This is a genomic window from Conexibacter arvalis (assembly GCF_014199525.1).
Lineage (GTDB): Bacteria > Actinomycetota > Thermoleophilia > Solirubrobacterales > Solirubrobacteraceae > Conexibacter > Conexibacter arvalis.
Genome location: NZ_JACHNU010000001.1, coordinates 1,189,267 through 1,213,114, shown reverse-complemented (window position 1 = coordinate 1,213,114; position 23,848 = coordinate 1,189,267). Strand labels below are relative to the sequence as shown.

Here is a 23,848-nt window from a genome sequence, read left to right as displayed (position 1 = left end):
AAAGACCCGTCGCGAGGGGGGCGAGGAGCGCTATGTTCGAGACAGGTCCGACGTGTCGCGCGCCGCCCCGAGCCGCAGGCGGATCGGCCTCCCGGGCAAAGTTCCGTCCGGGTCATGTAGGACGATTCGCTGTTACCCCCTCAGACGGGCCGAGACCGAGGGAAGTTCGCGGAAACAGCGGGGAAACACAAGGAGCAGGCAGGCATGGCACATCTCTCGCACACCCCTCCGACCACCACGATCGGCACGCATTCGGGTGAGGCGCTGCGCATCGAGCGCCACTTCACCACTCCAGGGGTGCATCCCTTCGACGCGGTCGAATGGGAGCTGCGAGACGCCCGCATCGGCCACGGCGACAAGGTCTCCTTCGAGCAGCGCGACGTCGAGTTCCCGAAGGCCTGGTCGCAGAACGCGACCAACATCGTCGCCCAGAAGTACTTCCGCGGCCAGCTCAACAGCCCGGCGCGCGAGCGCTCGGTCAGGCAGATGATCGGCCGCGTCGCCGGCACGATCGCCGACTGGGGCCGCCAGCGCGGCTACTTCGCCACCGCCGAGGACGGCGACGCCTTCGAGGCCGAGCTGACCCACATCCTGCTCCACCAGCTGGCCGCGTTCAACTCGCCCGTGTGGTTCAACGTCGGCTTCGAGGAGCAGCCGCAGTGCTCCGCCTGCTTCATCCTCTCGGTCGACGACACGATGGACTCGATCCTCGCGTGGAACACGAAGGAGGGGATGATCTTCCGCGGCGGCTCCGGCTCGGGGATCAACCTCTCCAACATCCGCGGGTCGATGGAGCCGCTGAGAAAGGGCGGCACCGCCTCGGGCCCCGTCTCCTTCATGCGCGGCGCCGACTCGTGGGCCGGCACGATCAAGTCGGGCGGCAAGACCCGCCGCGCCGCCAAGATGGTCGTGCTCGACGTCGACCACCCGGACATCCAGGAGTTCATCTGGTGCAAGGCGAGGGAGGAGGACAAGGCCGAGGCGCTGCGCAACGCGGGCTTCGACATGTCGATCGACGGTGACGGCTTCACCTCGATCCAGTACCAGAACGCCAACAACTCGGTCCGCGTCTCGGACGCCTTCATGCAGGCGGTCGAGAAGGGCGAGAGCTGGGACCTGATCGCCCGCACCGACGGCAGAGCGGTCAAGTCGGTCGACGCGCGCGAGCTGATGCGCGAGATCGCCGAGGCGGCGTGGCGCTGCGCCGACCCGGGCGTCCAGTACGACACGACGATCAACCAGTGGCACACGAGCCCGAACTCGGGGCGCATCAACGCCTCCAACCCGTGCTCGGAGTACATGCACGTCGACGATTCGGCCTGCAACCTGGCGTCGCTCAACCTGATGAAGTTCCGCAAGGCCGACGGCAGCTTCGACGTCGAGACCTTCGAGCACGCGATCGACGTCGTCTTCCTCGCGCAGGAGATCATCGTCGGCGCCTCCAGCTACCCGACGGAGGAGATCGGCAAGAACGCCAACGCCTTCCGCCAGCTCGGGCTCGGCTACGCCAACCTCGGCGCCTACCTGATGTCGAACGGCATGCCGTACGACTCCGACGCGGGCCGCGGCACCGCGGCCGCGATCACGGCGCTGATGACCGGCCGCGCCTACAAGCGCTCGGCCGAGATCGCCGCCGCCGTCGGCACCTTCGAGCGCTACGAGGAGAACCGCGAGCCGCACAACAAGGTGATGCGGATGCACCGCGACGCCTCGTACGCGATCCCGGAGGCCTCGCTCGACGACGCGGCGCTGCTCGCCGCCTCCCGCCGCGTGTGGGACGAGGCGGTCGAGCTCGGCGAGGAGCACGGCTACCGCAACGCGCAGGCGACGGTGCTGGCGCCGACCGGCACGATCTCGTTCCTGATGGACTGCGACACGACCGGCGTCGAGCCCGACTTCTCGCTTGTCAAGTTCAAGGAGCTGGTCGGCGGCGGCCAGATGACGATCGTCAACCGCACCGTGCCGCAGGCGCTGCAGACGCTCGGCTACTCCGACGAGCAGATCGAGCAGATCGAGGCGTACATCAACGAGAACGGCTCGATCGTCGGCGCCCCGGGCCTCGCGGCCGAGCACCTGCCGGTCTTCGACGTGGCGGTCGGCGAGCGCGCGATCTCGCACATGGGCCACATCAAGATGATGGGCGCGGTCCAGCCGTTCATCTCGGGCGCGATCTCCAAGACCGTCAACCTGCCGCAGACGGCGACCGTCGAGGACATCGCCGACGCCTACATCCAGGCGTGGCGGCTCGGCGTCAAGGCGCTGGCGATCTACCGCGACGGCTCCAAGACGGCGCAGGCGCTGCGGACCGACGCGCAGAAGGGCGAGGACGCCAAGCCCGGCGCGAAGTTCACCGAGGAGGAGCTCGAGCAGGCGGTCGCCGAGGCGGTCGCGCAGACGAGGGCGCAGCTGGCGCCGGCCCGCCGCCGGATGCCGCGCGAGCGCCAGTCGCTGACGCACAAGTTCTCGCTCGCCGGCCACGAGGGCTACATCACCGCCGGCCTCTACGAGGACGGGACGGTCGGGGAGATCTTCCTGACCGACATCGGCAAGGAGGGCTCGACCCTCCGCGGCATGATGAACTCGTTCGCGACGATGGTCTCGATCGCGCTGCAGTACGGCGTGCCGCTCGAGACGCTCGTGCAGAAGTTCAGCTACATGCGCTTCGAGCCGGAGGGGATGACCTCCAACCCGGAGATCCCGTTCGCGAAGTCGATGCCCGACTACATCATGCGCTGGCTCGCCTCCCGCTTCCTCGACGAGGAGATCCAGGAGGAGCTGGGCATCCTGACCCCGGCCGTGCGCGCCCGCAAGAGCGCGCAGGAGACGGCGATCTCGCTCAGCGGCGACACCGCCGGGCCGTCGGGCCAGGCCGCCGCGCCGGCCAACGGCGCCGCCCAGCCGGCCGCCTCCGCCCTCACCGACACGCCGCCGGTCGTCCCGGCGCGGATGACGAAGGGGAACTTCGGCCTCGACCTCGGCCCCGCCTGCGAGCAGTGCGGCGGCATGATGCAGCGCACCGGCTCCTGCTACACCTGCTCGAGCTGCGGCAACAACACCGGCTGCGGTTGATGCCGGCGCGCACGGCCTGACCGCCCGGCGGGCGGGCCGTGACGTACGTCGTTCCAGAGGGCCGCCTGCGGGCGGCCCTCTCGCGTTCTCGTCGGCGTCGTGATTGGGGACAGCGTTGACCCTGGGCGCCAAGCAGAGGCCTGCGGAGGCCCCCTGGCTACGGCAGCTCCAGCACCCCGTCGGCGACCTCGCGGGCGACGTCGACGACGCGGCGGCGGCCGGCGCGGGCGTGCGTGCGGAGCCGTTCGAACGCCGTCAGCTGGTCGATGCCGTGGCGCTCCATCAGGATCCCCTTGGCGCGCTCGATCACCGCGCGCCGCTCCAGCGCGCCCTCGAGCTGGTCGACCTTCGTCGTGAGGCGCTCCAGCTCGCTGCGGCGGCGCAGCGCCAGCTCGATCGCGCTCTGGACCGCGTCGGGGGTCTCGGGCCGGGCGTACGCGTCGATCCCGCGCTCCGCCGCGCGCGCGACGAACTCCGGGTCCTCGCGCAGCGTCAGCACGACCACCGGCCCGGCCGCGTACGCGGCGATCTCCTCGATCAGCGCGAGCGCATGGTCGTCGTCGGCGTGCAGCACCACCATCGCGAGGTCGGGATCCTCCCCGACGAGCTTGCGCGCGACCTCGCCGACCTCGATCGCGTAGGCCGCGACCCGATGGCCGAGCTGGCGGAGGGTCAGGCTCAGCCGCTCCAGCGCCGCCAGGTCCTCGTCGGCGACCAGGATCCGCAGCGTCCGGCCGCTCACAGCGATCGACTCCCCTTGTACGGCCGGCTAGACTTCCGCTCCACGGCTCGGCGCTCGACGCCGGGCACATCGCAGCGCCCCAGACCCCCGGCGCTCCTTGCGGCCGGAGGGCATGCGCGTTGGCGATCAATGACGAAGAGGAACTCGATCGGCTGGGTCGAGAGCGGTCGCATCGACGATCGTCAACGTACCCGCGCTCGGATGGCGACGAACGGAGCGCGATGGTCGAGCGCCACCTCGGCCTCGCCCACCATCTCGCGCGCCGCTACGCCGATCGCGGCGAGCCGCTCGAGGATCTCGTGCAGGTCGCGTCGCTCGGCCTGCTGAAGGCGGTCGACCGCTTCGATCCCGACCACGGCGCCAGCTTCACCTCCTTCGCCGTCCCGACGATCCTCGGCGAGCTGCGGCGCCACTTCCGCGACCGCGGCTGGTCGGTGCACGTCCCGCGCGACCTGAAGGAGGCGGTGCTGAGGGTCGAGGCGGCGCTCTCCCGTCACGGCGGCCGCGCGCCGACGCCCGCGGAGCTGGCGCGCGAGACCGGCCTCGACGTCGAGTCGGTGCTGGAGGCGCTCGAGGCGGCAGGCGCCCATCGCGCCCTCTCGCTCGACGCGCCGACCGGCAACGCCGACGACGAGCGCCCGGCGATCGTCGACACGCTCGGCGGCGAGGACGACGCGCTGGCGCGCGTGCGCGACCGCGCGACGCTCGAGACGCTGGCGGCCGGCCTCGGCGAGCGCGAGCGCGAGATCCTGCGGCTGCGCTTCGAGGAGGACCTGACGCAGAGCGAGATCGGCGAGCGCGTCGGCGTCTCGCAGATGCACGTCTCGCGCCTGATCCGGACCGCGCTGGCGCGGATGCGGCTCGCCGCGCAGGCGAGACCGGCCACGCGGGACGCCGGCGACGGCCTGTCCAGCACACCCCTTTAGCGTCGCTTCATGTGCCGTTGAGCACATATTGCGCGCGGCGGGCGATCATGCCGGGCATGGAAGAGGCAGTCATCACCGTCGCGGGCGCGATCGTCGCCGTGCTCGCCGCCGCGACCTACGCGCTCATGATCTGGGCCTCGGCCCACCGCTCCTGAGCTCGCCCGCCGCACCGCTACTCTCGAATCAGAGCGATTCGAGAACGGACGGTGTGACGATGGCGAGCAAGGTCGACAAGAGCGACGCCCAGTGGCGCGAGCAGCTGAGCCCGGAGCAGTACGCCGTGCTGCGCCAGAAGGGAACGGAGCGCCCCTTCACCGGACGGTACGTCAACGAGAGAGCGTCCGGGACCTACCGCTGCGCCGGCTGCGGCGCGGAGCTGTTCTCCTCCGAGACGAAGTACGACTCGGGCTCGGGCTGGCCGAGCTTCACCTCGCCGGCCGGCGAGGAGGCGGTCGCGACCGAGCGTGACACGAGCCACTTCATGGTGCGCACCGAGGTGCTGTGCGCGAGCTGCGGCGGCCACCTCGGCCACGTCTTCGACGACGGGCCGGCGCCGACCGGGATGCGCTACTGCATCAACAGCGCGGCGCTGGAGCTCGACGAGAGATAGCGGCGCCGCGGGCCGCTCGACCCGCCTGACGCCCGCTCGCGCGGCCGCCCCCAGGGCGGCCGCGGCCGCGCTGCTAGAATGGTTAGCAACGCTAACTAGCCTCGCTAACGACCTGCGATGGCGACCGACGAGCAGACACGTCCTCCCGCACCGACATCCGATCCCGAGCTGGCCACGCGCCTGCGCCTGGCGGTGACGCGCATGGCGCGGCGCCTGCGCCAGGAGGCGGGCGTGGTCGGGCCGGAGATCTCCCCGACGCTGACGGCGGCGCTCGCGACGATCGACCGCTGCGGCCCGCTGACGCCGAGCGCGCTCGCCGACGCGGAGCGCATCCAGCGCCCGACGGCGACCCGGATCGTCGCGAAGCTGGAGGAGCGCGAGCTGGTCTCGCGCAGCGCCGACCCCGACGATGGGCGCGTCGCGCGCGTCGAGATCACGCGCGCCGGCAGGGTGCTGCTGAAGCGGATCCGCTCGCGCAAGAGCGAGTACCTGGCGAAGCGCCTGCGGAGGCTGACGCCGGAGGAGCAGGCGACGCTCGCCGAAGCCGCCGAGCTGCTGGAGCGGCTGCTGGAGGAGCCGGCGCCGTGAGCGGCGCGCTGCGGCGCTCCTTCAGCTCGCTCTCGATCCCCAACTACCGCCGCTACTTCAGCGGCCAGATCGTCTCGGTCTCCGGCACCTGGGTCCAGACGGTCGCCGAGACGTGGCTGGTGCTGCAGCTGACCAACAGCGGCTTCGCCGTCGGCGTCGCCGCCGCGCTCCAGTTCGCGCCGATGCTGCTCGCCGGCGCATGGGGCGGCGCGGTCGCCGACCGCTTCCCGAAGCGGCGGCTGCTGACGATCACGCAGCTGTCGATGGCGCTGCCGGCGCTCGCCCTCTTCACGCTCACCGCCACCGGCGCGATCGCGCTGTGGATGCTCTACCTGCTGATCTTCGCCCGCGGCGTCGTGCTGGCGATCGACAACCCCGCCCGCCAGGCGTTCCTCGTCGAGCTGGTCGGCCCCGACAACGTCCTCAACGCCGTCAGCCTCAACAGCGCGGTGATCAACTCGGCGCGGATCATCGGCCCGGCGATCGCCGGCGTGCTGATCACGACCGTCGGCGTCGCGCCCTGCTTCGCGGTCAACGCGCTCTCCTTCCTCGCGATGATCGCCGCGCTGCGCCGGATGGACCGCCGCGCGCTCAACCCGGCGCCGGTGACCGAGCGGGCGCCCGGCCAGGTGCGCAGCGCGCTGCGCTACGTGCGCGCGACGCCGCAGCTGTGGATCCCGCTGGCGCTGACCGCCGTCGTCGGCACCTTCACCTTCAACTTCCAGATCCTGCTGCCGCTGTTGGCCAGCTTCACCTTCCACGGCGACGCCGGCGTCTACGCGACGCTGACGACGGCGATGGGGGTCGGCGCGATAGCCGGCGCGCTCGCGAACGGCGCGCGCGCCCGCGTCAAGCCGGCGATGCTGGTCGGCGCGTCGCTCGCCTTCGGCGCGCTGATGGTCGCGCTCGCCGGCGCGCCGAGCGAGCTGGTCGCCGCCGTCGCGCTCGTGCCGATCGGCGCCGCCAGCGTCGCCTTCTCGGCGAGCGTCAACTCGGCGCTCCAGCTCGCCGTCGCGCCCGCGATGCGCGGGCGCGTGATGGCGCTCTACTCGGTCGTCTTCCTCGGCTCGACGCCGATCGGCGCGCCGCTGATGGGCTGGCTGGCCAACGCCGCCGGCCCGCGGGCGGCCTTCGCGCTCGGCGGCGCGGTCGCCGTCGCCGCCGGCCTCGCCGCGCGGGCCGCCTTCGCCCGCAACGGGATCGAGGCGAAGCGGCCGGTCACGGCCGTCGAGACGCCGGCCGCTGCGTAGCGCGACCGGCCGGCAGCGCGAGCCCTCAGGGACCGCCTGCGACGAGATCGAGCCCGGGGCGGGAGCTCAGCTCCACCAACCGGGGAGGATCTCCCCGTCGCCCTCGTGGCGGGCGCCGACGGCGAGCATCTCCATGCCGTCCTCGCCGGCCTCGAAGCAGCGCGCGGAGGTCGCGCTGACGCGGATCGCGTCGCGCGGCGCGAGCTCGACGATCTCGTCGTCGATCTTCACGCGGCCGCTGCCGGAGATCACGACGTAGACCTCCTCGGCCTGCTCGTGGCGATGGCCGAACGACTGCCGTCTGCCCGGGCGGACGCGGTGGAAGCTGACGCCGGTGCGCTCGGCCTCGAGGTCGCCGGTCGCGAAGCGGGCCTCGCCGAAGTCGCCGAAGCCGTGCTTGGCGGCGCTGTCCTCGACCGCTTCCAGGTTGACGCGGGTGTAGCCGGCGCCGCTCGCGGCGGCGGGGATCGTGTCAGCGTTTCGTTCCATGGCGCGGACGGTACCCGGCCAGCTCCCGTCGCGATTGGAAGAACGCGCCAGGCGCCCGCTACGGTGGAGCGACGCGATGGATCCGCTCCCGCCAGGACCGCGCCTTCCGCGCGCCGCGCAGACGCTCCGCTGGATCGTCCGTCCGACCGCGTTCATGGAAGAGCAGGCCCGCCGCTTCGGCGACACCTTCACCGTGCGGCTGCTGAACAGCCCGCCGATGGTCTTCGTCTCCGACCCGGAGGCGCTGCGCGAGGTCTTCACCGCCGACCCCGGCGTGCTGCGCGCCGGCGTCGCCAACCAGCTGCTGGAGCCGGTGCTCGGCGCCAACTCGCTGCTGCTGCTCGACGGCGAGCGCCACCTGCGCCAGCGGCGGCTGATGCTGCCCTCGTTCCACGGCGAGCGGATCGCGCGCCTGCGCGGCGCGATCGAAGCGCTCGCCGTGCGCGAGGTCGCGTCGTGGCCGCTCGGCGAGCCGCTGGCGCTGATGAGCCGGATGCAGGCGCTGACCCTTGAGGCGATCGCGCGGGTCGTCTTCGGCGTCGAGGAGGGCGCGCGGCTGGAGCTGCTGCGCGCGCGCCTGCGCGAGCTGCTCGACTGGAGCGCCGACCGCCGGCGGCTGATCGCGCTCGCGCTCGCCTCCGCGACGCCGCTGAGAGCACGCAGCCTCGGCGGGCTGCGCGCCGTCCTGCGACCGGTCCACGAGCTGCTCGACGCCGAGGCGCGCGACCGCCGCGCGCTGCCGCCGGCGGCGCTCGCCGCGCGCGAGGACGTGCTGTCGCTGCTGCTCCAGGCGCGCGACGAGCAGGGCGGCGCGCTGACCGACGCCGAGCTGCGCGACGAGCTGGTGACGCTGCTGATCGCCGGCCACGAGACGACCGCGACCGCGCTCGCGTGGGCGGTCGAGCGGCTGCTGCGCCATCCCGCGGCGCTGCGGCGGCTGCGCGACGAGCTGGCCGAGCAGCCCGCCGGCGGCGACTGGCTCGACGCGGTCGCGAAGGAGACGCTGCGGCTGCGGCCGATCCTGCCGATCGTCGCGCGCTGGGCGGCCGAGCCGTTCGAGCTGCGCGGGCGGACGCTGCCGGCCGGCACCGAGATCGCCCCGTGCATCTACCTGACCCACCGCCGCCCCGACCTCTACCCCGACCCGCATGCCTTCCGGCCGGAACGTTTCCTGGAGCGCCCGGCGGGCACCTACACGTGGCTCCCGTTCGGAGGCGGCCCGCGCCGCTGCCTCGGCGCCAGCTTCGCGCTGCTGGAGCTGAAGACGGTGCTCGCGACGATCGTGCGCGAGACCGAGCTGCGGCCGGCGCGGCCGGCGCCGGAGCGGATCCGACGTCACGCGATCACGTGGGCGCCGGAGGCCGGCGCGGCGGTCGTCGTCGCCCGGCGGCGTCCGGCTTTATCCGTTGTGTAGCCCGCCCTGACAGAATTCTCATCCAGATGTCCGGCGATCCCCCTCAGCGCCGCCCGAGCGCCGACCGACTGCCAGCCGAGCGAACCTCCCCGCAGGAGAGCTCGCCGCAGCGCCCGCCTGCCCCGAGAGGGGCCGGCTCGCCCCCCGACTGGCGTGTGACGCCCGCACCCGACGGGCGCGGCGCGCCGCCGAGAAGACAGCAGCGGGGCGGCGTCAGACCGCCGCGGATGCCCGGCGGCCGCTGGGGGATCCTGATCTTCGTCCTCGTCCTGCTGGCGCTGAACTGGTGGATCTCCTCGCGCGCGCTGTCGCCGAGCGAGCGGGTCCGCGTGCCCTACAGCGGCTCGGCCGAGACGCCGAACTTCATCCAGGAGGTCAGAGACGGCAACGTCAGAGAGATCTTCTCGACCGGCGCGTCGATCCAGGGCGACTTCAAGAGAGACGTCACCTACCCGCCGAGAGGGAGAGAGGACTCGGTCACCGCGACGAAGTTCTCGACCGAGGTGCCGGCCTTCGCCGACCCCGACCAGCTGACGAAGCTGCTGCAGGAGAACGACGTCGTCGTCAACGCCGAGCCGCCCGACGACGGCCCGTCGCTGCTGCTGTCGGTCCTGCTCGGCTTCGGCCCGGTGATCCTGATCATCGCGCTGTTCGTCTTCCTCTCCCGGCGGATGGCCGGCGCGGCCGGCGGGGGGATGATGTCGTTCGGCCGCTCGAGAGCCCGCCGCTCGGAGGGCGGGGAGTCGCCGGTCACCTTCAGAGACGTCGCCGGCATCGACGAGGCCGAGGCCGAGCTGAACGAGATCGTCGACTTCCTCAAGAACCCGGACAAGTACCAGCGGCTCGGCGGCAAGATCCCGAAGGGCGTGCTGCTGAGCGGCCAGCCCGGCACCGGCAAGACGCTGCTGGCGCGCGCCGTCGCCGGCGAGGCCGGCGTGCCGTTCTTCTCGATGTCGGCCTCCGAGTTCGTCGAGATGATCGTCGGCGTCGGCGCCTCCCGCGTGCGCGACCTCTTCAGACAGGCGAAGGAGGCCGCCCCGGCGATCATCTTCATCGACGAGCTGGACGCGATCGGCCGCGCGCGCGGCAGCGGCCGCGGCTCCTTCGGCGGCAACGACGAGCGCGAGCAGACGCTCAACCAGATCCTGACCGAGATGGACGGCTTCGAGCCCTCCACGGCCGTGATCGTGATCGCCGCGACCAACCGCCCGGAGATCCTCGACCAGGCGCTGCTGCGCCCCGGCCGCTTCGACCGCCGCGTGACGGTCGCGCCGCCCGATCGCAACGGCCGCCTGATGATCCTCAGGGTCCACACGCGCTCGGTCCCGCTGGCCGGCGACGTCGACCTCGAGGCGATCGCCTCGACGACGCCCGGCATGGTCGGCGCCGACCTCGCCAACCTCGTCAACGAGGCCGCGCTGCTCGCCGCGCGGCGCGGTCACAGAACCGTGCAGAGCGCCGACTTCACCGACGCGCTCGAGAAGGTCGTGCTCGGCGCCGAGCGCAGAGTCGTGATGAGCGACGACGACCGCCGCCGGACCGCCTACCACGAGGCCGGCCACGCGATCGTCGGGATGCTCACGCCCGGCGCCGACCCGGTCCGCAAGGTGTCGATCATCCCCCGCGGCCAGGCGCTCGGCGTCACCTTCTCCTCGCCCGACGCCGACAAGTACAACTACGACGAGCGCTACCTCGTCGGCAAGATCAAGGTCGCGCTCGGCGGGCGCGTCGCCGAGGAGGTCGTCTACGGCGATCTCACGACCGGCGCCGAGTCCGACATCCAGCAGCTGACCGGGATCGCCCGCCAGATGGTCGGCCGCTGGGGCATGAGCCCCGCGATCGGCCCGATCGCCGTCCTCTCCTCCGACGGCGCCGGGCCGCTGCTGCCGGGCGTCGCGGAGACGTCGGAGTCGACGCAGCGGCTGGTCGACGAGGAGGTCCGCCGGATCGTCGACGGCGCCCATGCCGACGTGACGAGACTGCTCAGGGAGCACCGCGAGAACCTCGACTCGCTCGTCGCGGCGCTGCTCGACAGGGAGACGCTCGACGAGGCCGACGCCTACGAGGCGGCCGGCCTCCCGGAGATGCGCCCGGCGCCGCCGGCCGAGCCGGAGCGGACCGAGCGGGTCGCGCGCGACCGCGACGACGCCGGCACCAACGGGCACGGCCCCGGCGGCGACCTCAGCCGTCCCGAGCTGCCCCCGGGAGTGGGCGACCTGCGGTGAGCTCGCTCGCCTCCGCGCCGCGCAGCGGCCCGGTCACCTACGAGCTCGCGACCTGGGGCGTCCGCGCCGCGGCGTACCTGATCGACCTGCTCGTCTTCGTCGCGCTCGCGGTCCTGATCGCGTTCGGGATCGTGCTGGTCGAGAGCGACGCCGACGACGCGCGCCGGGCGGCCGAGACGATCGGCGTCGCGATCGTGCTGCCGATCAGCCTCGCCTACGCCCCGCTGCTGATGGTGCGCAGAGGGGCCCGCAACGGCCAGACGCTCGGCAAGCAGGTGATGAGAATCCGCGTCGTGCGCGAGAGCGGCGAGGAGGTGACGCTCGGCAACGCGGTCCTGCGCGAGGTGATCGGGCGCCAGCTGCTGGTCGCCTTCACCTACGGCTTCTACGCGGTCGTCGACTACCTGTGGCCGCTGTGGGACAGATCGAGACAGTGCCTGCACGACAAGGTCGCGCAGACGCGCGTCGTGCGGCTGGAGCCGACCGCCGGCCATCCCGGCGGCTCGTTCACGGCGCGCGAGGCGGCGCCGGCCTTCCCCGCCGCCGAGGAGCCCTTCGCGCCGCAGGAGCCGGCTGCGCACGAGCCGGCTCCGGTTCCGGAGCCCGCCCCCGCCCCGGCGGCGCCTCCGCGCGACGACCGCCCGGTGCGCGACGGCTGGCTGCCGCCGAGCGCCGGCCGCTGAGCCGCCCGGCGCCGAGCCCCGCCGCGACGGCCGGCGCCGGCCGGCCGCCGTGCGCCGCCGCTACGCCGCCAGCGTGACCTTGCGCAGGTGGCGCGGGGCGCCGGGGTCGATCCCCTTCGCCAGCGCCAGCGCGCGGGCGAACAGCTGACCGGGGAGGACCGACAGCAGCGGCGACAGCAGCGGGTCGGGCGCGGCCGGCGTCGGCAGCGTGAAGGCGGCGCCCTCGAGCGCGGCCGCGGCGGGCCCGGTCGCGATCACCGGCGCGCCGGCGTCTCGGGCCCGCCGCACCGCCTCCCGCACCCCGGCGAGCGTGTCGTCGTCGGCCGCGACCGCCCACACCGGGAAGGCGCGGTCGAGCGCCGCGACCGGCCCGTGGGCCATCGACGTCGCCGTCAGCGCCTTCGCGCAGAGGTAGGCGACCTCGGTCAGCTTCAACGCCACCTCGGCCGCCGTCGCCAGCTCGAGGCCGCGCGCTATCGAGTAGAGGCGCTCGGTGCCGGCGAGCACGTCGGCGACCGGCAGCACCGCCGCCTCCAGCGCCGGCAGCGCCGACTCGGCGAGGTCGGCGGTCTCGCGCAGCGACGCGGCGAGCGCCGTGCCGCGCTCGCCGCCCGCCGCGTGCGCGCCGAGCAGCGCGAGCGCCGCCAGCGTGCAGGTGTAGGTCTTCGTCGCCGCGATCGAGCGCTCCGGCCCGGCGCTCAGCGACACGACGCCGTCGGCGGCGCGCGCCAGCGACGAGCCCTCGTCGGCGTTGGTGACGGCGACCGCGGTCGCGCCGGCCGCGCGCGCCGCCTCCAGCCACGCGACGACGTCAGGCGTCTCGCCCGACTGCGACAGCCCGATCGCCAGCTCGCCGGGCGCGGCGGCGGCTGCGCCGTAGGAGAGCGGCAGCGACATCGAGTCGCGCATCGCCGTCCAGCCGCACAGCAGCCGCAGCGCGTACATCGCGTACGCCGCAGCGTGGTCGGAGGTGCCGTGGGCGGCGATCCGCACCAGCACCGGATCGGCGGCGGCGAGGCGGCCGCCCAGCTCGGCGATCTCCTCCTCGCGCTCGAGCAGCCGCCGCCACGCGGCCGGCTGCTCGCGGATCTCGTCGAGCAGCAGCTCGGCGCCGCTCGCGGACGCAGAACGACGCGCGCTCATCGCGCCGCCTCGACCGCGGTTGGCAGCGCCAGCCCGCTGTCGCACGCGAAGAAGCGCAGGCCGGCCGGCGCGATCCCGAACTCGATCGCGTCGCCGGGCTGCAGCGCGGCGCGGCCCTCGCAGTGGACGACGACGCGGGCGCCGCCGGCGTCGACGCCGACGAAGGTCTCGCGGCCGAGCGCCTCGACGTACTCGACGACGCCGCTCACCGGCCCGACCAGCCGCCCGTCGCCCTCCTCCCACGGCCGCGCGCACTCGGGCCGCACGCCGACGGTCACCTCGGCGGGCAGGCCGCCGACGCCCGGCAGGACGACGTCGACGGCGCCGCAGCGGAGGCGCGCGCCGCCGTCGGCGGCGACGACGTCGGCGTCGAAGAAGGCCATCGCCGGGCTGCCGATGAAGCCGGCGACGAAGCGGTTGGCGGGCCGCTCGTACAGCTCCTCCGGCGTCCCGACCTGCTCCAGCACGCCGTCGTTCATGACGGCGATCCGGTCGCCCATCGTCATCGCCTCGACCTGGTCGTGGGTGACGTAGACGGTCGTTCTGCCGACCTCCTGCTGGAGCCGCTTGATCTCGCCGCGCGTCTGCGTCCGCAGCTTCGCGTCGAGGTTGGAGAGCGGCTCGTCCATCAGGAAGACCTGCGGGTCGCGCACCAGCGCGCGGCCGAGCGCGACCCGCTGCGCCTGGCCGCCGGAGAGCTGGCCGGGCTTGCGCCGGAGGTATCTGCCGAGGTCGAGCGCCTCGGCGGCGCGCGCGACCCGTCTGGCGATCTCGTCCTTGGGCACCTTGCGGCGCCGCAGGCCGAATGCGAGGTTGTCGAAGACCGTCATCTGCGGGTACAGCGCGTAGTCCTGGAAGACCATCGCGATGTCCCGCTCGCGCGGGGCGACGTCGTTGACGACGCGGTCGCCGATCGTGATCTGGCCGCCGCTGATCGACTCCAGCCCGGCGAGCATCCGCAGCGCCGTCGTCTTGCCCGAGCCGGAGGGGCCGACGAAGACCATGAACTCGCCGTCGGCGATGTCGAGCGAGACGCCGCGCACGGCGTCCACGCCGCCGTAGCGCTTGTCGACGTCGATGAAGCGAACTTCGGCCATTGGCTATCCCTTCACGGCACCGGAGAGCATGCCCCGGATGAAATGGCGTTGGAGGAACATGTAGACGACGACGACCGGCGTCGCCACGATCACCGAGCCGGCGGCGAGCAATGTCAGGTTCGACGTGTTGCGCCCCTGGAAGAAGCTGAGGCCCAGCGGCGCCGTCCGCAGCCCCTCGTCGGTGACCATCACGAGCGCGAGCAGGAACTCGTTCCAGGTCCACATGAACAGCAGCACCGTCATCGTCAGCACCGCCGGCTTGGCGAGCGGCAGCAGCACGCGCCAGAGCGTGAACCAGCTGGTGGCCCCGTCGATCCGCGCCGCCTCGACGAGCGAGCGCGGGACCGAGCGGAAGAAGGCGCGCATCCAGAAGGTGCCGAAGGCGACCGACGTCGCGATCTGGGGCAGGATCAGCGCCCAGTAGGTGTCGGTCAGCGAGAGGTCGCGCAGGTCGTAGTAGAGCGGCACGATCATCGCCTCCATCGGAACCATCAGGCCGAGCAGGAAGACGTAGAAGAGCACGCCCGAGCCGCGGAAGCGCATCAGCCCGAAGGCGTAGCCCGAGAGGATCGACAGCGTTCCGGCGACGACCACGACCGTCACGGTGACGATCGCGCTCGACTTCAGGTAGGAGCCGAAGTTGCCCTGCTCCCAGGCGTCCTTGAAGTTGCCGAGGTGGATCCCGTCGAAGGAGCCGAACGCGTTGACGTTGTCGGGGTTCTGCAGCGCGGTGAAGACGATCCCGACGATCGGCGCCAGCGCCAGCAGCGAGAACAGCCCAAGGATCGTGTAGGTGAGCGTCTGCTCGGTTCTGGAGGTCAACGTGCACCTCGCTCGGCGACGCGGTTGATGAGGACGGAGATGAGGAAGATGACGACGGCGAGCGAGATCCCGATCGCCGCCGCGGAGCCGACCTGGCCGGTCTGGAAGGCGCGGTCGTAGACCTCGAAGGCCGGCACGGAGGTGGCGTCGCCGGGGCCGCCCTTCGTCGTGATGTAGACGAGGTCGAAGTTGCGCAGCGCGAAGATCGTCGTCAGCGTCAGCGCGACGGCGATCTCGCCGCGCAGGCCCGGCAGCGTGACGGCGAAGAACTCGCGCACCGGGCCGGCGCCGTCGACGCGCGCGGCGTCGTAGAGGCTCTGCGGGATCTTCTGCACCCCGGCGGTCAGCAGGACCATCGCGAGGCCGTAGTAGACCCACGTCGCGATGCCGCCGACCGACGGCAGCGCGAGGTCGAAGTCGCCGAGCCACGACTGCGTCAGCGAGCCGAGCCCGACCGCCCGCAGCAGCTCGTTGAGCGCGCCGTTCTCGGGCTCGTAGATCATCCGCCACATGACCGCGACGACGACCATCGCGATCACCTGCGGGAGGAAGATGACGGTGCGGAAGAAGGCCAGCCCGCGCACCTGGGCCCGCGCGACGAGGCCGGCGATCAGCAGCCCGATCGCGACCGGCAGCAGCGCGTAGAAGGCCAGCAGCACCAGCGCGTGCGCGAACGACGAGCGCAGCGCCGGGTCCGACACGACGTCGGCGTAGTTCTCCAGCCCGGCCCAGGTCCCGGTCGTGAGCCCGTCCCAGTGCCACAGCGACAGGTAGACGGCGTGGCCGAGCGGATAGAGGATGAGCCCGGCGAGGATCAGGAACGCCGGGAGGATGTAGAGGTAGCCGACGCGGCGCGGCTCGCCCGGCGGGCGCGCCTCCGGGCGCGTCCCGCCGAGCGGCCAGTCCGGCTTGGCCTCCGCTCCCGCCGCGCCGCCCGCGACCGCCGAGGCGGGCGAGGTGGGCGTGGCGGGTTCGATGGCGCTCATGGGGTCCTTCCGATCAGAGCGAGCCGGTGAACTCGCTGAACTTCGACTGCACGCCGGCGGTGAACTGCTCCGGGCTCTGCTTGCCCGCGAGCAGCTCCTGGATCGCGCCGGAGATGTCGTCGTAGAACGTCGGGGTGGCGTAGTCGAGGTACGGGATGATCCCGTTCGCCTCGTTGAGCGCTCTCCACGCCGCGAAGACGTCGCCGATCAGCCCGTCGGTCGGCGCGACCCCCTCCGGCACGAACATCGCGGGCAGGTTGTCGGTCTCGACGAGCACTCTGGCGGCGTTGGCATCGGTGATGAAGTCGATGTACGCGGCCGCCACGTCCGGGTTTCTCGACGCGGTCGTGATCGTGAACGGCAGGCCCTCGCCGCCGAGCGCGACCGGCTCGTCGTCGGCGCTCTGGCCCGGCAGGACCATGAAGCCGACGTCGTCGCCCATCGCTCTGGCGAGGTCGGCGACCAGCCACGTGCCGGCGATCAGGTAGGGGCTCTCGCCTCTGGTGAAGCGCTGCCATGCGGGGTCGTAGCCGACGCCGTTGAAGTCCTCGGTGAAGTAGCCCGCTCTCGCCCACCCCTGGATCGCGCTCGCGGCCTCGGTGAACTCGGGCGTGTCGAACGACGCGCCGTCGGCCGCGAAGACGAAGTCGGAGACCGCCTGCGGCGAGGCGTAGCGTCCGAGCACGGTCTCGTACTCGTGTATCCCGGGCCACTTGTCGAGGTTGCCGAACTGGATCGGCGTCTGACCGGCTCTCTTGGCCTCGGCCAGCTGCGCCTCGAACTGCTCGAGCGTCTCGGGCAGTCTTCTCACGAGTCTCTTGTTGTAGAAGACGCCGACGATCTCGCCCATCTGCGAGAGGCCGTAGAGGTCGCCCGTGCCGAACTGCCTGCCGTCGGCCGAGAACTTGTTGAGGTCGATGAGCAGCTTCGAGTAGCGATCGTCCCAACCGTAGACCTCGGCGTAGTCGGTCAGCGGGCGCAGCAGTCTCGCTCTGACGAGCGAGCCCATCACCGGGCGGCCCTGGTTGGCCTGCACGACGTCGGGCGCTCTCGGACCCGAGACGGCCAGCTTGAGCGTCGTGTTGAGGTCCTCGAACGACTTCGCGACCCGTCTGATCGTGACGTTCGGGTACTTCTCCTGGAACTGCTCGTTGAGACGTCTGATCTGCGCGTCCTGGCCGCCGCGGACCTCCTGGTCCCACACGGTCAGGGTGACGTCGCCGGCCGCGGCGACGTCGACTCTCTCGGTCGCGCTCGTCGTCGCGGTCGTCTCCGCGTCGTCCGACGACTCGCCCGGCGAGCCGCAGCCGACCGCGAACGCCGCGACCAGCGCGGCGAGCGCGAGCATGATCGCCCTCGTCAGCTTCACCATTCCTCCTTCATCGATGTGATCGCGCGCGGGTCGGGCAGCACCAGGCCCCGTCGCATCCCCGCCTCGGCAAGCGCCTCCAGCGGCGCCGCGCCCGCCACAGCGGTCGCGACGCGGACCGACAGGGCCGCGTGCAGCACGGCCCACCGCAGGCGGTCGGGCAGCGGCGCGCCGTTGAGGTCGGCCCACACGTAGGCGGCGCAGAAGAGGTCTCCCGCGCCGGTCGTGTCGACCGCCTCGACCGGCACGCCCTCGGCCCGCACCGCTCGCTCTCCTCCCTCCGCGACGGCGAGCGCGCCGCGCGGACCCAACGTGACGACGACCAGCGGCGTGCGGGTCGCGAGCGCCCGCGCCGCCGCCTCGGCGTCGTCGGCGCCGCTCAGCAGCAGCGCCTCCCGTTCGTTGACGAGCAGCGCGCGCGCCGTCGCGACCTCCTCCGGCAGCTCGCCGGAGGCGCCGCAGCGGCGCGCCGTCTCGTCGCCGACCGTCGCGTAGACGGCGGCGCCGGCCGGCGCGAGCGCCAGCCGGTCGACCGACAGCACGACAGCGCGCGGCCGGCCCGCTCCAAGCTCCTTGGCGCCGGTCTCGGCGCCGTTGTCGAAGGTCGCCATCGCGCGCTCGCCGCCGGCCGGCATCACCGCCGTCAGCGACGTGCGCGCCACGCGCCGCCCGGTCCAGCGGACGCCCTCGGCCTCCAGCGCGGCGCGCACGAAGTCGCCCTCGGCGTCGTCGCCGAGCGGCGAGGCGAGCGCGACCGACAGCCCCAGCCGCGCGGCGCCGATCGCGGTGATCGCCGCCCCGCCGGGGCCCCGCACGAGGTCGTGCGCGTGGCGCTCCTCGCCGGCGGCCGGCACCGCGTCGAGCCCGACGAAGGTCAGGTCGACGAAGGAGGGCTCGCCGCAGGCGAGATCGATCGGAGGCTCGGCGCTCACGACCCGAACGTCTGCTTCAGCTCGGGGATCCGCGCGCGATAGCCGGCCAGCAGCTCGCGCGCCGTCGTCACCGACGGCACCAGCGGGTGGAGCGCCAGCGCCTTGATCGCCAGCTCCTCCGATCCCGAGAGGGCCGCGTCGATCGTCGTGCGCTCGACGTCCTTCATCGTCTCCACGAGCGCGCGGGCGTGGGCCGGGACCTCGCCGATCGCGACCGGCACCGGGCCGCTTCTGCCGACGATCGCCGGCACCTCGACGACCGCCCGCGCGTCGAGGAACGGCAGCGCCGAGCGGTTGGCGGTGTTGAGGATCAGCACCGCGCGCGTGTTGAGCGCGATCGCCTCCAGCACCGCCATCGCCTCGCTCTCGTAGCCGGCGTTCTCGTCGAGGTCGTGCTCGCCGCAGTCGCCGGCGGCGTTGCGCGCCTCGGCCATGTAGGTCCGCTCGCGGTCGTGGCGCGTCTTGCGCCAGGCGGCGAGCGCCTCGGCCGGGCCCTGCCCGTTCTGCGCGTAGAAGGCGGCCTGCTGCTCGAGCAGGAAGGCGCCGCGCGAATGGGGGCTCTGCTTGATCGCGTTGACCGTGTCGGCGGCGTAGTAGAAGTAGTAGAGGTACTCGTTCGGGATCATCCCGAGCGTCCGCAGCCAGTCGCCGCCGAAGAGGCGCCCCTCCTCGAACGTCGCCAGCGCGGCCTCGTCGCGCAGCAGCCCGTCGAGCAGCGGCTGCTCGCCGTCGCGCACCTCCTGCAGCCAGCCAAGGTGGTTGAGGCCGAAGTAGTCGAACCACAGCTCGCCGGCGTCGCGGCCGACGGCCGTCGCGACGCGGCGGCAGAGGCCCGACGGCGAGTCGCAGATGCCGACGACGCGGTCGCCCATCACCTGCTGGACGGCCTCGGTGACCATGCCGGCGGGGTTGGTGAAGTTGATCAGCCACGCGCCGGGCGCCCGCTCGCGGATCTTCTGCGCCAGCTCGACCATCACCGGGATCGTGCGCAGCGCGAAGCAGATGCCGCCGGGGCCGGTCGTCTCCTGGCCGAGCACGCCGTGGCCGAGCGGGACCGACTCGTCGGCGACGCGGCCCTCGAGGTTGCCGACGCGCATCGCGCAGAAGACGAAGTCGGCTCCCTCGAGCGCGTCGTCGAGGTCGGTCGTGGCGCGGAACGGCAGGCGGCCGCCGCGCTCCTCCTCCAGGCCTTGGAGGACGGGGGCGATGCGGGCCATGCGCGCCTCGTCGACGTCGTGCAGCACGACCTCGTCGAGCCCGAGGCGCTCGGCCTTGTCCAGCAGCGCGCCGTAGACGAGCGGGACGCGGAACCCGCCTCCGCCGACGATCGTGAGCTTCATGCGACGGTTACCTCGATTCCTGCTTCGGTGATCGACGCCGCGTGGGCCGCGGGCGGCTGGGCGTCGGTGACGATGTGGTCGATCTCGCGGGCGCCGCAGACGCGCACGACGGCGCCCATCGAGAACTTCGCCGCGTCGGCCAGCAGCACGGCGCTGTCGGCGGCGGCGATCATGGCGCGCTTGATCGGGACCTCGACCATCGTCGTGTCCCACACGCCGAGCTCGGCGTCGACGCCGCTGGTGCCGAGGAAGGCCACGTCGGCCTTCAGCTGGCGCAGCGAGTCCTCGGCGATCACGCCGACGAGCGAGCGGTAGTTGCGGCGGACCAGGCCGCCGGGGAGGATCAGCTGGATCGCGTCGTCGCCGACCAGCTCCTCGTAGACCGCGAGGCTGGTGGTGACGACGGTGATGTCGCGGCCGTGGAGATGGCGCGCGAGCTGCAGCGTCGTCGTCCCGATGTCGACCATGATCGTCTGCCCGTCCTGCACGAGCGCGGCGGCGGCGGCGCCGATGCGGTCCTTCGCCATGAAGCGCTCGACCTCGATCTCCTCGAAGGGGCGCTCGTCGGTCGCGTTGATCGCGCCGCCGTGGACGCGCTCGAGCTTGCCCTCGCGCTCGAGCGTGCGCAGGTCGCGGCGGACCGTCATCTCCGAGACGCCGAAGGTGCCGGCGAGCTCTGAGACGTGAGCGCTGCCGGAGCGGACGGCCTGCAGGATTCTCTGACGACGCTGAGCGGGGAGCATGGGCGGGACTATGGGCACAGATTCATTCACTGGTCAACAAGCAACTGTTCGAAAGTGTTGGGCACCGGCCGAGCGCATGGGCGCCCGGCCGGTGCGATCGTGTGACCGGGCGGTCTAGCGGCGGACGCGCACCCCCGCGGAGCCGACGACCTTGCCGCGGCGGTCGAGCGCCTTGAACGTCACCCGCTTGGAGCGGGCCGGCAGCGTCAGCCGCGCGACGCCCTTGCGTGCCGACGCCTTCGCGACGGTCCGCTTGCCGCGCTTGGCGACGACGCGCGTCGCGGAGCGGGCCGCCTTGACCGTGCAGCGCACGCCGGTCACCGCGCGCTTTCTGCGCACCAGCCTGCACGTGACCTTCGGCAGCGGGGCGTTCCGGCCGTCTCTGCCGGCCGGCCCCCGCGGGCCGGTCGCGCCCTGCGGGCCGGCCGGGCCCTGCAGGCCGGTCGCGCCGACCGGGCCGGGATCGCCCTGCGGGCCGGCGGGGCCGCTCGGGCCGGCGGGACCCTGCGGGCCCTCCGGGCCGGCCGGGCCCTGCGGACCTTCGGGGCCCGGCTCGCCGACCGGCGGGACCGAGCCGTCGTCGGCCGGCAGGCCGATCGCCAGCGGCGTCGTGCCGCCCGCGCGCGCCTCGTAGGAGAGCAGCACGAGCGCGCCCTCGGCCCTGACGGCGTCGCGCGCGGCGGCGTCGAGCGGGATCCGCACCTGCATCACGCGGCCGGCGGCCGGCACGAGCAGACCGGTCTCGGAGCCGAGCACCTTCTCCGCCCCGTAGAGGTTCGGGTCGGTCCCACGCGGGTCGGGACGGCCGGCGCCGGCGTCGGTGACGAAGACGTTCGCCGTGCCGGGCCCGGTCGCCACCAGCGAGACGACGACCTCGTCGCCGACGAGCTTCGGCTCGCCGCTGACGCGCAGCGTCGCGTCGCTCGGCGCCCGCTTGGCGCCGCCGAGGCCGGTCCCGTCGACGGCCGCCTGCAGGATCGACTGCGGCGACAGCAGGCTCTGCGCCGCCTCCAGAACGAGCGTCGGGTCAACCGGCGTCGTCGGCAGCTCCGGCGGCGCGGAGTAGCCGTCGAGCTTGGCGTGGCCCCAGCGGTACGGGTCGGCCTGGACGCCGCCGAACGTCGACCAGCCCTGGCGCGACTGCCCGACCTTGTCCTGCGTGTCGGAGTCGTAGATGAAGACGTTCAGCCCGGTCCAGTCGCTGCGCGCGGCGGCCGGGAGGTCGGCGAACGGGATCTTCACCTCCAGCTCGTAGCCGCGGTAGTTCTCGGTGTCGATCCTGGAGACGACTCTCATCCCGGGCGCGGTCTCGGAGATCGGGCCCTGGTAGCCGTCGGCGTCGCGGTAGGCGGCCGGTCTGCCGTCGGTCGTCGTCGGGAAGACGCCGACCTTGAACGTCGTGCCGGTGTCGAACGACTCCGGCTGCGGGTCGATCGCGATCTCGACCGCGTCGGCGCGCCAGTGGCGCTTGGCGTCCTCGGGCGCGAGGACGGTGCCGAGCGTGTCGTCCTCGACGCTGACGTGCATGTACAGCGCGTCGCCGTGCCATGAGGCGTGGGCGACCCCTCTCGCCTTCGTTCTGCCGGCGGCGGCCGAGCCCTCCCACGTCTTGGAGAGGTCGATCGGCTGGCCCGGGTACTTGGCGGCGGAGAACTCACCGTCGAGCGTCGGCTCGACCTCCGCTCTGGGCACGACCGTGACCGGGACGAGGTCGATCGCGCCGCTCATCTCGCCGCTCCCCGGCGTCGCCGTCGAGGTCGTCGTGATCGTGAGCGGGTACGACGGCGCGCTCGACTCGCCGTCCTGTCGGACGTTGCCGGTCGGAAGCGACGTGTCCGTGTTCGTCACGGTGAACGCGACCGCGGTCTCCTCGCCGGCGGCGAGGCCGCTGTAGGGCTTGGTCGCCTGATCGACGGCGAAGCCGGCCGGCACGTCGAGTCTGACCGTGCCCGACTCGGTCTGGTCGGAGTGGTTGCGGACCCTGACGTTCACCGTCTTGGACTCGCCGACGCCGAGCGAGAAGACCGGCGTGACGGTGTCGCCGAGCTGCTCGAGGTCCTGGTCGGCCAGCCACGCGCGGTAGTCGGCGACCGTTCTGCGCGGCTCCAGCTCGCCGCGCACCGGCGGCGCGACGCGCACGACGATGCCGTTGCGGCCGCTGCGGCCGCCCTGCTCCATCACCGCGTACAGGCGGGTGGTGGCGTTGGCGGCGACGCTGTCGGAGGGCGTCACGGTGAATCGGACCTTCGACTCGCCGTCGCGGTTGGGCGCGCCGACGGCCTGCGCGGCGCCGCCGCTCCAGCCGTCGGGCAGCTCGAGGCGGATCTGCGCGTCGTCGAGCTCCTGCGTCGAGCGGACCGTCGCCGTCAGCGTGAACGGCTGGCCCGGCAGCACCTCGTAGCTGCTCGTGTCGAGCTCGAGCTCGGTGCCGAGGCGGAAGCCGCCCGGCTGCGCGACGGCGGCGCCGACGAGCGCGCCGTCGGCGCGGCGCACGTCGGGGTCGTGCGGGACGCGCGAGACCATCAGCCGCAGCTGCTGGCAGCCAAGGCTCTCCGGCGGGTTGGCGTTGTCGGCGCGGCCGGCGCGGCCCTGCGAGACGTACTCGCGGTTGCCCTCGACGGCGATCTGCGCCCACGTCTTGCCTCTGTTGTGCGGGTCGGGCGAGGTCGAGCGACGGCCCTGCCAGACGCGGTAGACCTCGCTGCCGGGCGCCGGCGTGTAGGTGGTCTCGCACGCCTGGCCGGTCGCCGGCGAGCCGGTGACGGTGCCGCCGGACTGGTAGACGGCCTTGATCCGCCACGGTCTCAGCCCCTCGGTGAGGAGCTGCGTCGGATAGGCGGAGGGGTCGCCGGCGAGGTTGTAGGCCTCGTAGGCGAGCCAGGCGGCGGCGATGTGGTTGCCGTGCTGCCCGGGGGAGGGCATCTGGTTCATCGTCACGACGACGTCGGGCCGGGTCTGGCGGATCACGCGGACGGTGCGCTCGAGCGCCACGTCGTAGTTCCACACCTGTCTCGTGAGCGGGACCGAGTAGGTGTAGAAGAAGTCCTGCAGGTCGAGGTTGTAGATGTTGCGGATGCCGGCGCGGCCGACCGCGCGGCGCTCCTCGCGCTCGCGCAGGATGCCGAGCGGCGCGCCCTCCTCCAGGCCGGCGGCGTTCCCGCCGCCCTCGCCGCGCGTCACCGTGATGACGCCGGTGCGGACCCCGAACGCCTCGTCCCAGATGCCGTAGGTCGGCAGCAGGCCGGCCTCGTCGTCGGGGTGGGCGCCGATGAACATCGCGTTGAGCTTCGCCGGCTCCTCCGCCGCTGCGGCGGGCGACGCGGCGGCGGCCAGCGCAGCGGCGGCGCCGAGCGCGACCAGCGCTCCGGCTCTCCGTACGACTGTCCAGCGACCTTCCATGAATCTCCCTTCGCGGACCGG

General features: G+C 72.9%; 19 protein-coding genes. 8 read left to right on the top strand and 11 right to left on the bottom strand.

Going from position 1 to position 23,848, the window contains the following annotated elements; translation table 11 throughout:
• The first annotated feature begins 204 nt into the window (after positions 1–204).
• Positions 205–3,069, top strand: a complete 2,865-nt coding sequence (locus tag BDZ31_RS05645; RefSeq protein ID WP_183339816.1) for a vitamin B12-dependent ribonucleotide reductase — start codon at positions 205–207, stop codon at positions 3,067–3,069.
• 157 nt (positions 3,070–3,226) lie between these two features.
• On the opposite strand, the gene BDZ31_RS25425 is transcribed toward BDZ31_RS05645, so the two are convergent.
• The gene (locus BDZ31_RS25425) at positions 3,227–3,811 is read right to left on the bottom strand and encodes an ANTAR domain-containing protein (RefSeq protein WP_183339814.1); all 585 of its coding nucleotides are present in this window, start codon (positions 3,809–3,811) and stop codon (positions 3,227–3,229) included.
• Between the two features lie 221 nt (positions 3,812–4,032).
• On the opposite strand from BDZ31_RS25425, the gene BDZ31_RS05635 reads away from it, so the two are divergent.
• The 4 genes from BDZ31_RS05635 to BDZ31_RS05620 all read left to right on the top strand — a co-directional run bounded on the left by BDZ31_RS05635 (position 4,033) and on the right by BDZ31_RS05620 (position 7,185).
• Complete coding sequence (locus BDZ31_RS05635; protein ID WP_246344433.1) at positions 4,033–4,737, top strand: SigB/SigF/SigG family RNA polymerase sigma factor; 705 nt, start codon at positions 4,033–4,035, stop codon at positions 4,735–4,737.
• Positions 4,738–4,951: 214 nt separating this feature from the next.
• Entirely contained in the window at positions 4,952–5,347 is a 396-nt protein-coding gene (gene msrB, locus BDZ31_RS05630) for a peptide-methionine (R)-S-oxide reductase MsrB (RefSeq protein WP_183339812.1), read from the top strand.
• Between the two features lie 117 nt (positions 5,348–5,464).
• A complete protein-coding gene (locus BDZ31_RS05625; protein WP_183339810.1) occupies positions 5,465–5,935 on the top strand; it encodes a MarR family transcriptional regulator in 471 nt (156 codons plus the stop codon).
• Positions 5,932–7,185, top strand: coding sequence for an MFS transporter (locus BDZ31_RS05620; RefSeq protein WP_183339808.1), 1,254 nt, complete (start codon positions 5,932–5,934; stop codon positions 7,183–7,185). Before BDZ31_RS05625 ends, BDZ31_RS05620 begins: the two co-directional genes overlap by 4 nt.
• A 66-nt stretch (positions 7,186–7,251) precedes the next feature.
• Here the strand turns inward: BDZ31_RS05620 and BDZ31_RS05615 are convergent, their stop codons facing one another.
• Positions 7,252–7,674, bottom strand: coding sequence for a cupin domain-containing protein (locus tag BDZ31_RS05615; RefSeq protein WP_183339806.1), 423 nt, complete (start codon positions 7,672–7,674; stop codon positions 7,252–7,254).
• A 76-nt stretch (positions 7,675–7,750) separates the two neighbouring features.
• On the opposite strand from BDZ31_RS05615, the gene BDZ31_RS05610 reads away from it, so the two are divergent.
• From BDZ31_RS05610 to BDZ31_RS05600, 3 genes are read left to right on the top strand one after another with little or no spacing between them, the layout of a single operon-like run.
• On the top strand, positions 7,751–9,088 hold the full coding sequence (locus BDZ31_RS05610; RefSeq protein ID WP_183339804.1) for a cytochrome P450: 1,338 nt from the start codon (positions 7,751–7,753) through the stop codon (positions 9,086–9,088).
• A gap of 26 nt (positions 9,089–9,114) precedes the next feature.
• A complete protein-coding gene (gene ftsH, locus BDZ31_RS05605; RefSeq protein ID WP_183339802.1) occupies positions 9,115–11,313 on the top strand; it encodes an ATP-dependent zinc metalloprotease FtsH in 2,199 nt (732 codons plus the stop codon).
• Positions 11,310–11,996: an RDD family protein gene (locus tag BDZ31_RS05600; protein WP_183339800.1), complete on the top strand. Its 687-nt coding sequence runs from the start codon at positions 11,310–11,312 to the stop codon at positions 11,994–11,996. The genes ftsH and BDZ31_RS05600 overlap by 4 nt, the downstream gene beginning before the upstream one ends.
• A 60-nt stretch (positions 11,997–12,056) precedes the next feature.
• On the opposite strand, the gene BDZ31_RS05595 is transcribed toward BDZ31_RS05600, so the two are convergent.
• From BDZ31_RS05595 to BDZ31_RS05555, 9 genes are all read right to left on the bottom strand, one after another.
• Positions 12,057–13,139: an SIS domain-containing protein gene (locus BDZ31_RS05595; RefSeq protein WP_183339798.1), complete on the bottom strand. Its 1,083-nt coding sequence runs from the start codon at positions 13,137–13,139 to the stop codon at positions 12,057–12,059.
• Positions 13,136–14,236, bottom strand: coding sequence for an ABC transporter ATP-binding protein (locus BDZ31_RS05590; protein ID WP_183339796.1), 1,101 nt, complete (start codon positions 14,234–14,236; stop codon positions 13,136–13,138). The genes BDZ31_RS05595 and BDZ31_RS05590 overlap by 4 nt, the downstream gene beginning before the upstream one ends.
• Positions 14,237–14,239: 3 nt before the next feature.
• Complete coding sequence (locus BDZ31_RS05585; protein WP_183339794.1) at positions 14,240–15,058, bottom strand: carbohydrate ABC transporter permease; 819 nt, start codon at positions 15,056–15,058, stop codon at positions 14,240–14,242.
• Complete coding sequence (locus tag BDZ31_RS05580; RefSeq protein WP_183339792.1) at positions 15,055–16,044, bottom strand: carbohydrate ABC transporter permease; 990 nt, start codon at positions 16,042–16,044, stop codon at positions 15,055–15,057. Before BDZ31_RS05580 ends, BDZ31_RS05585 begins: the two co-directional genes overlap by 4 nt.
• A gap of 13 nt (positions 16,045–16,057) precedes the next feature.
• Positions 16,058–17,416, bottom strand: a complete 1,359-nt coding sequence (locus BDZ31_RS05575) for an extracellular solute-binding protein (RefSeq protein WP_221242814.1) — start codon at positions 17,414–17,416, stop codon at positions 16,058–16,060.
• Complete coding sequence (locus BDZ31_RS05570) at positions 17,410–18,345, bottom strand: PfkB family carbohydrate kinase (RefSeq protein ID WP_183339789.1); 936 nt, start codon at positions 18,343–18,345, stop codon at positions 17,410–17,412. The genes BDZ31_RS05575 and BDZ31_RS05570 overlap by 7 nt, the downstream gene beginning before the upstream one ends.
• Positions 18,342–19,685: a 6-phospho-beta-glucosidase gene (locus tag BDZ31_RS05565; RefSeq protein WP_183339787.1), complete on the bottom strand. Its 1,344-nt coding sequence runs from the start codon at positions 19,683–19,685 to the stop codon at positions 18,342–18,344. The genes BDZ31_RS05570 and BDZ31_RS05565 overlap by 4 nt, the downstream gene beginning before the upstream one ends.
• Positions 19,682–20,428, bottom strand: a complete 747-nt coding sequence (locus tag BDZ31_RS05560) for a DeoR/GlpR family DNA-binding transcription regulator (protein WP_183339785.1) — start codon at positions 20,426–20,428, stop codon at positions 19,682–19,684. Before BDZ31_RS05560 ends, BDZ31_RS05565 begins: the two co-directional genes overlap by 4 nt.
• A gap of 114 nt (positions 20,429–20,542) precedes the next feature.
• Positions 20,543–23,827, bottom strand: a complete 3,285-nt coding sequence (locus BDZ31_RS05555) for a sugar-binding protein (protein WP_183339783.1) — start codon at positions 23,825–23,827, stop codon at positions 20,543–20,545.
• Positions 23,828–23,848 lie beyond the last annotated feature (21 nt).

What these genes read in the sequence shown, in the direction of transcription:
- BDZ31_RS05645 (WP_183339816.1), top strand. Translation starts at nt 205, where the DNA reads ATGGCACATCTCTCGCACACCCCTCCGACCACCACGATCGGCACGCAT.
- BDZ31_RS05635 (WP_246344433.1), top strand. Translation starts at nt 4,033, where the DNA reads ATGGTCGAGCGCCACCTCGGCCTCGCCCACCATCTCGCGCGCCGCTAC.
- msrB (WP_183339812.1), top strand. Translation starts at nt 4,952, where the DNA reads ATGGCGAGCAAGGTCGACAAGAGCGACGCCCAGTGGCGCGAGCAGCTG.
- BDZ31_RS05625 (WP_183339810.1), top strand. Translation starts at nt 5,465, where the DNA reads ATGGCGACCGACGAGCAGACACGTCCTCCCGCACCGACATCCGATCCC.
- BDZ31_RS05615 (WP_183339806.1), bottom strand. Translation starts at nt 7,674, where the DNA reads ATGGAACGAAACGCTGACACGATCCCCGCCGCCGCGAGCGGCGCCGGC.
- BDZ31_RS05610 (WP_183339804.1), top strand. Translation starts at nt 7,751, where the DNA reads ATGGATCCGCTCCCGCCAGGACCGCGCCTTCCGCGCGCCGCGCAGACG.
- ftsH (WP_183339802.1), top strand. Translation starts at nt 9,115, where the DNA reads ATGTCCGGCGATCCCCCTCAGCGCCGCCCGAGCGCCGACCGACTGCCA.
- BDZ31_RS05595 (WP_183339798.1), bottom strand. Translation starts at nt 13,139, where the DNA reads ATGAGCGCGCGTCGTTCTGCGTCCGCGAGCGGCGCCGAGCTGCTGCTC.
- BDZ31_RS05590 (WP_183339796.1), bottom strand. Translation starts at nt 14,236, where the DNA reads ATGGCCGAAGTTCGCTTCATCGACGTCGACAAGCGCTACGGCGGCGTG.
- BDZ31_RS05580 (WP_183339792.1), bottom strand. Translation starts at nt 16,044, where the DNA reads ATGAGCGCCATCGAACCCGCCACGCCCACCTCGCCCGCCTCGGCGGTC.
- BDZ31_RS05575 (WP_221242814.1), bottom strand. Translation starts at nt 17,416, where the DNA reads ATGGTGAAGCTGACGAGGGCGATCATGCTCGCGCTCGCCGCGCTGGTC.
- BDZ31_RS05565 (WP_183339787.1), bottom strand. Translation starts at nt 19,685, where the DNA reads ATGAAGCTCACGATCGTCGGCGGAGGCGGGTTCCGCGTCCCGCTCGTC.
- BDZ31_RS05560 (WP_183339785.1), bottom strand. Translation starts at nt 20,428, where the DNA reads ATGCTCCCCGCTCAGCGTCGTCAGAGAATCCTGCAGGCCGTCCGCTCC.
- BDZ31_RS05555 (WP_183339783.1), bottom strand. Translation starts at nt 23,827, where the DNA reads ATGGAAGGTCGCTGGACAGTCGTACGGAGAGCCGGAGCGCTGGTCGCG.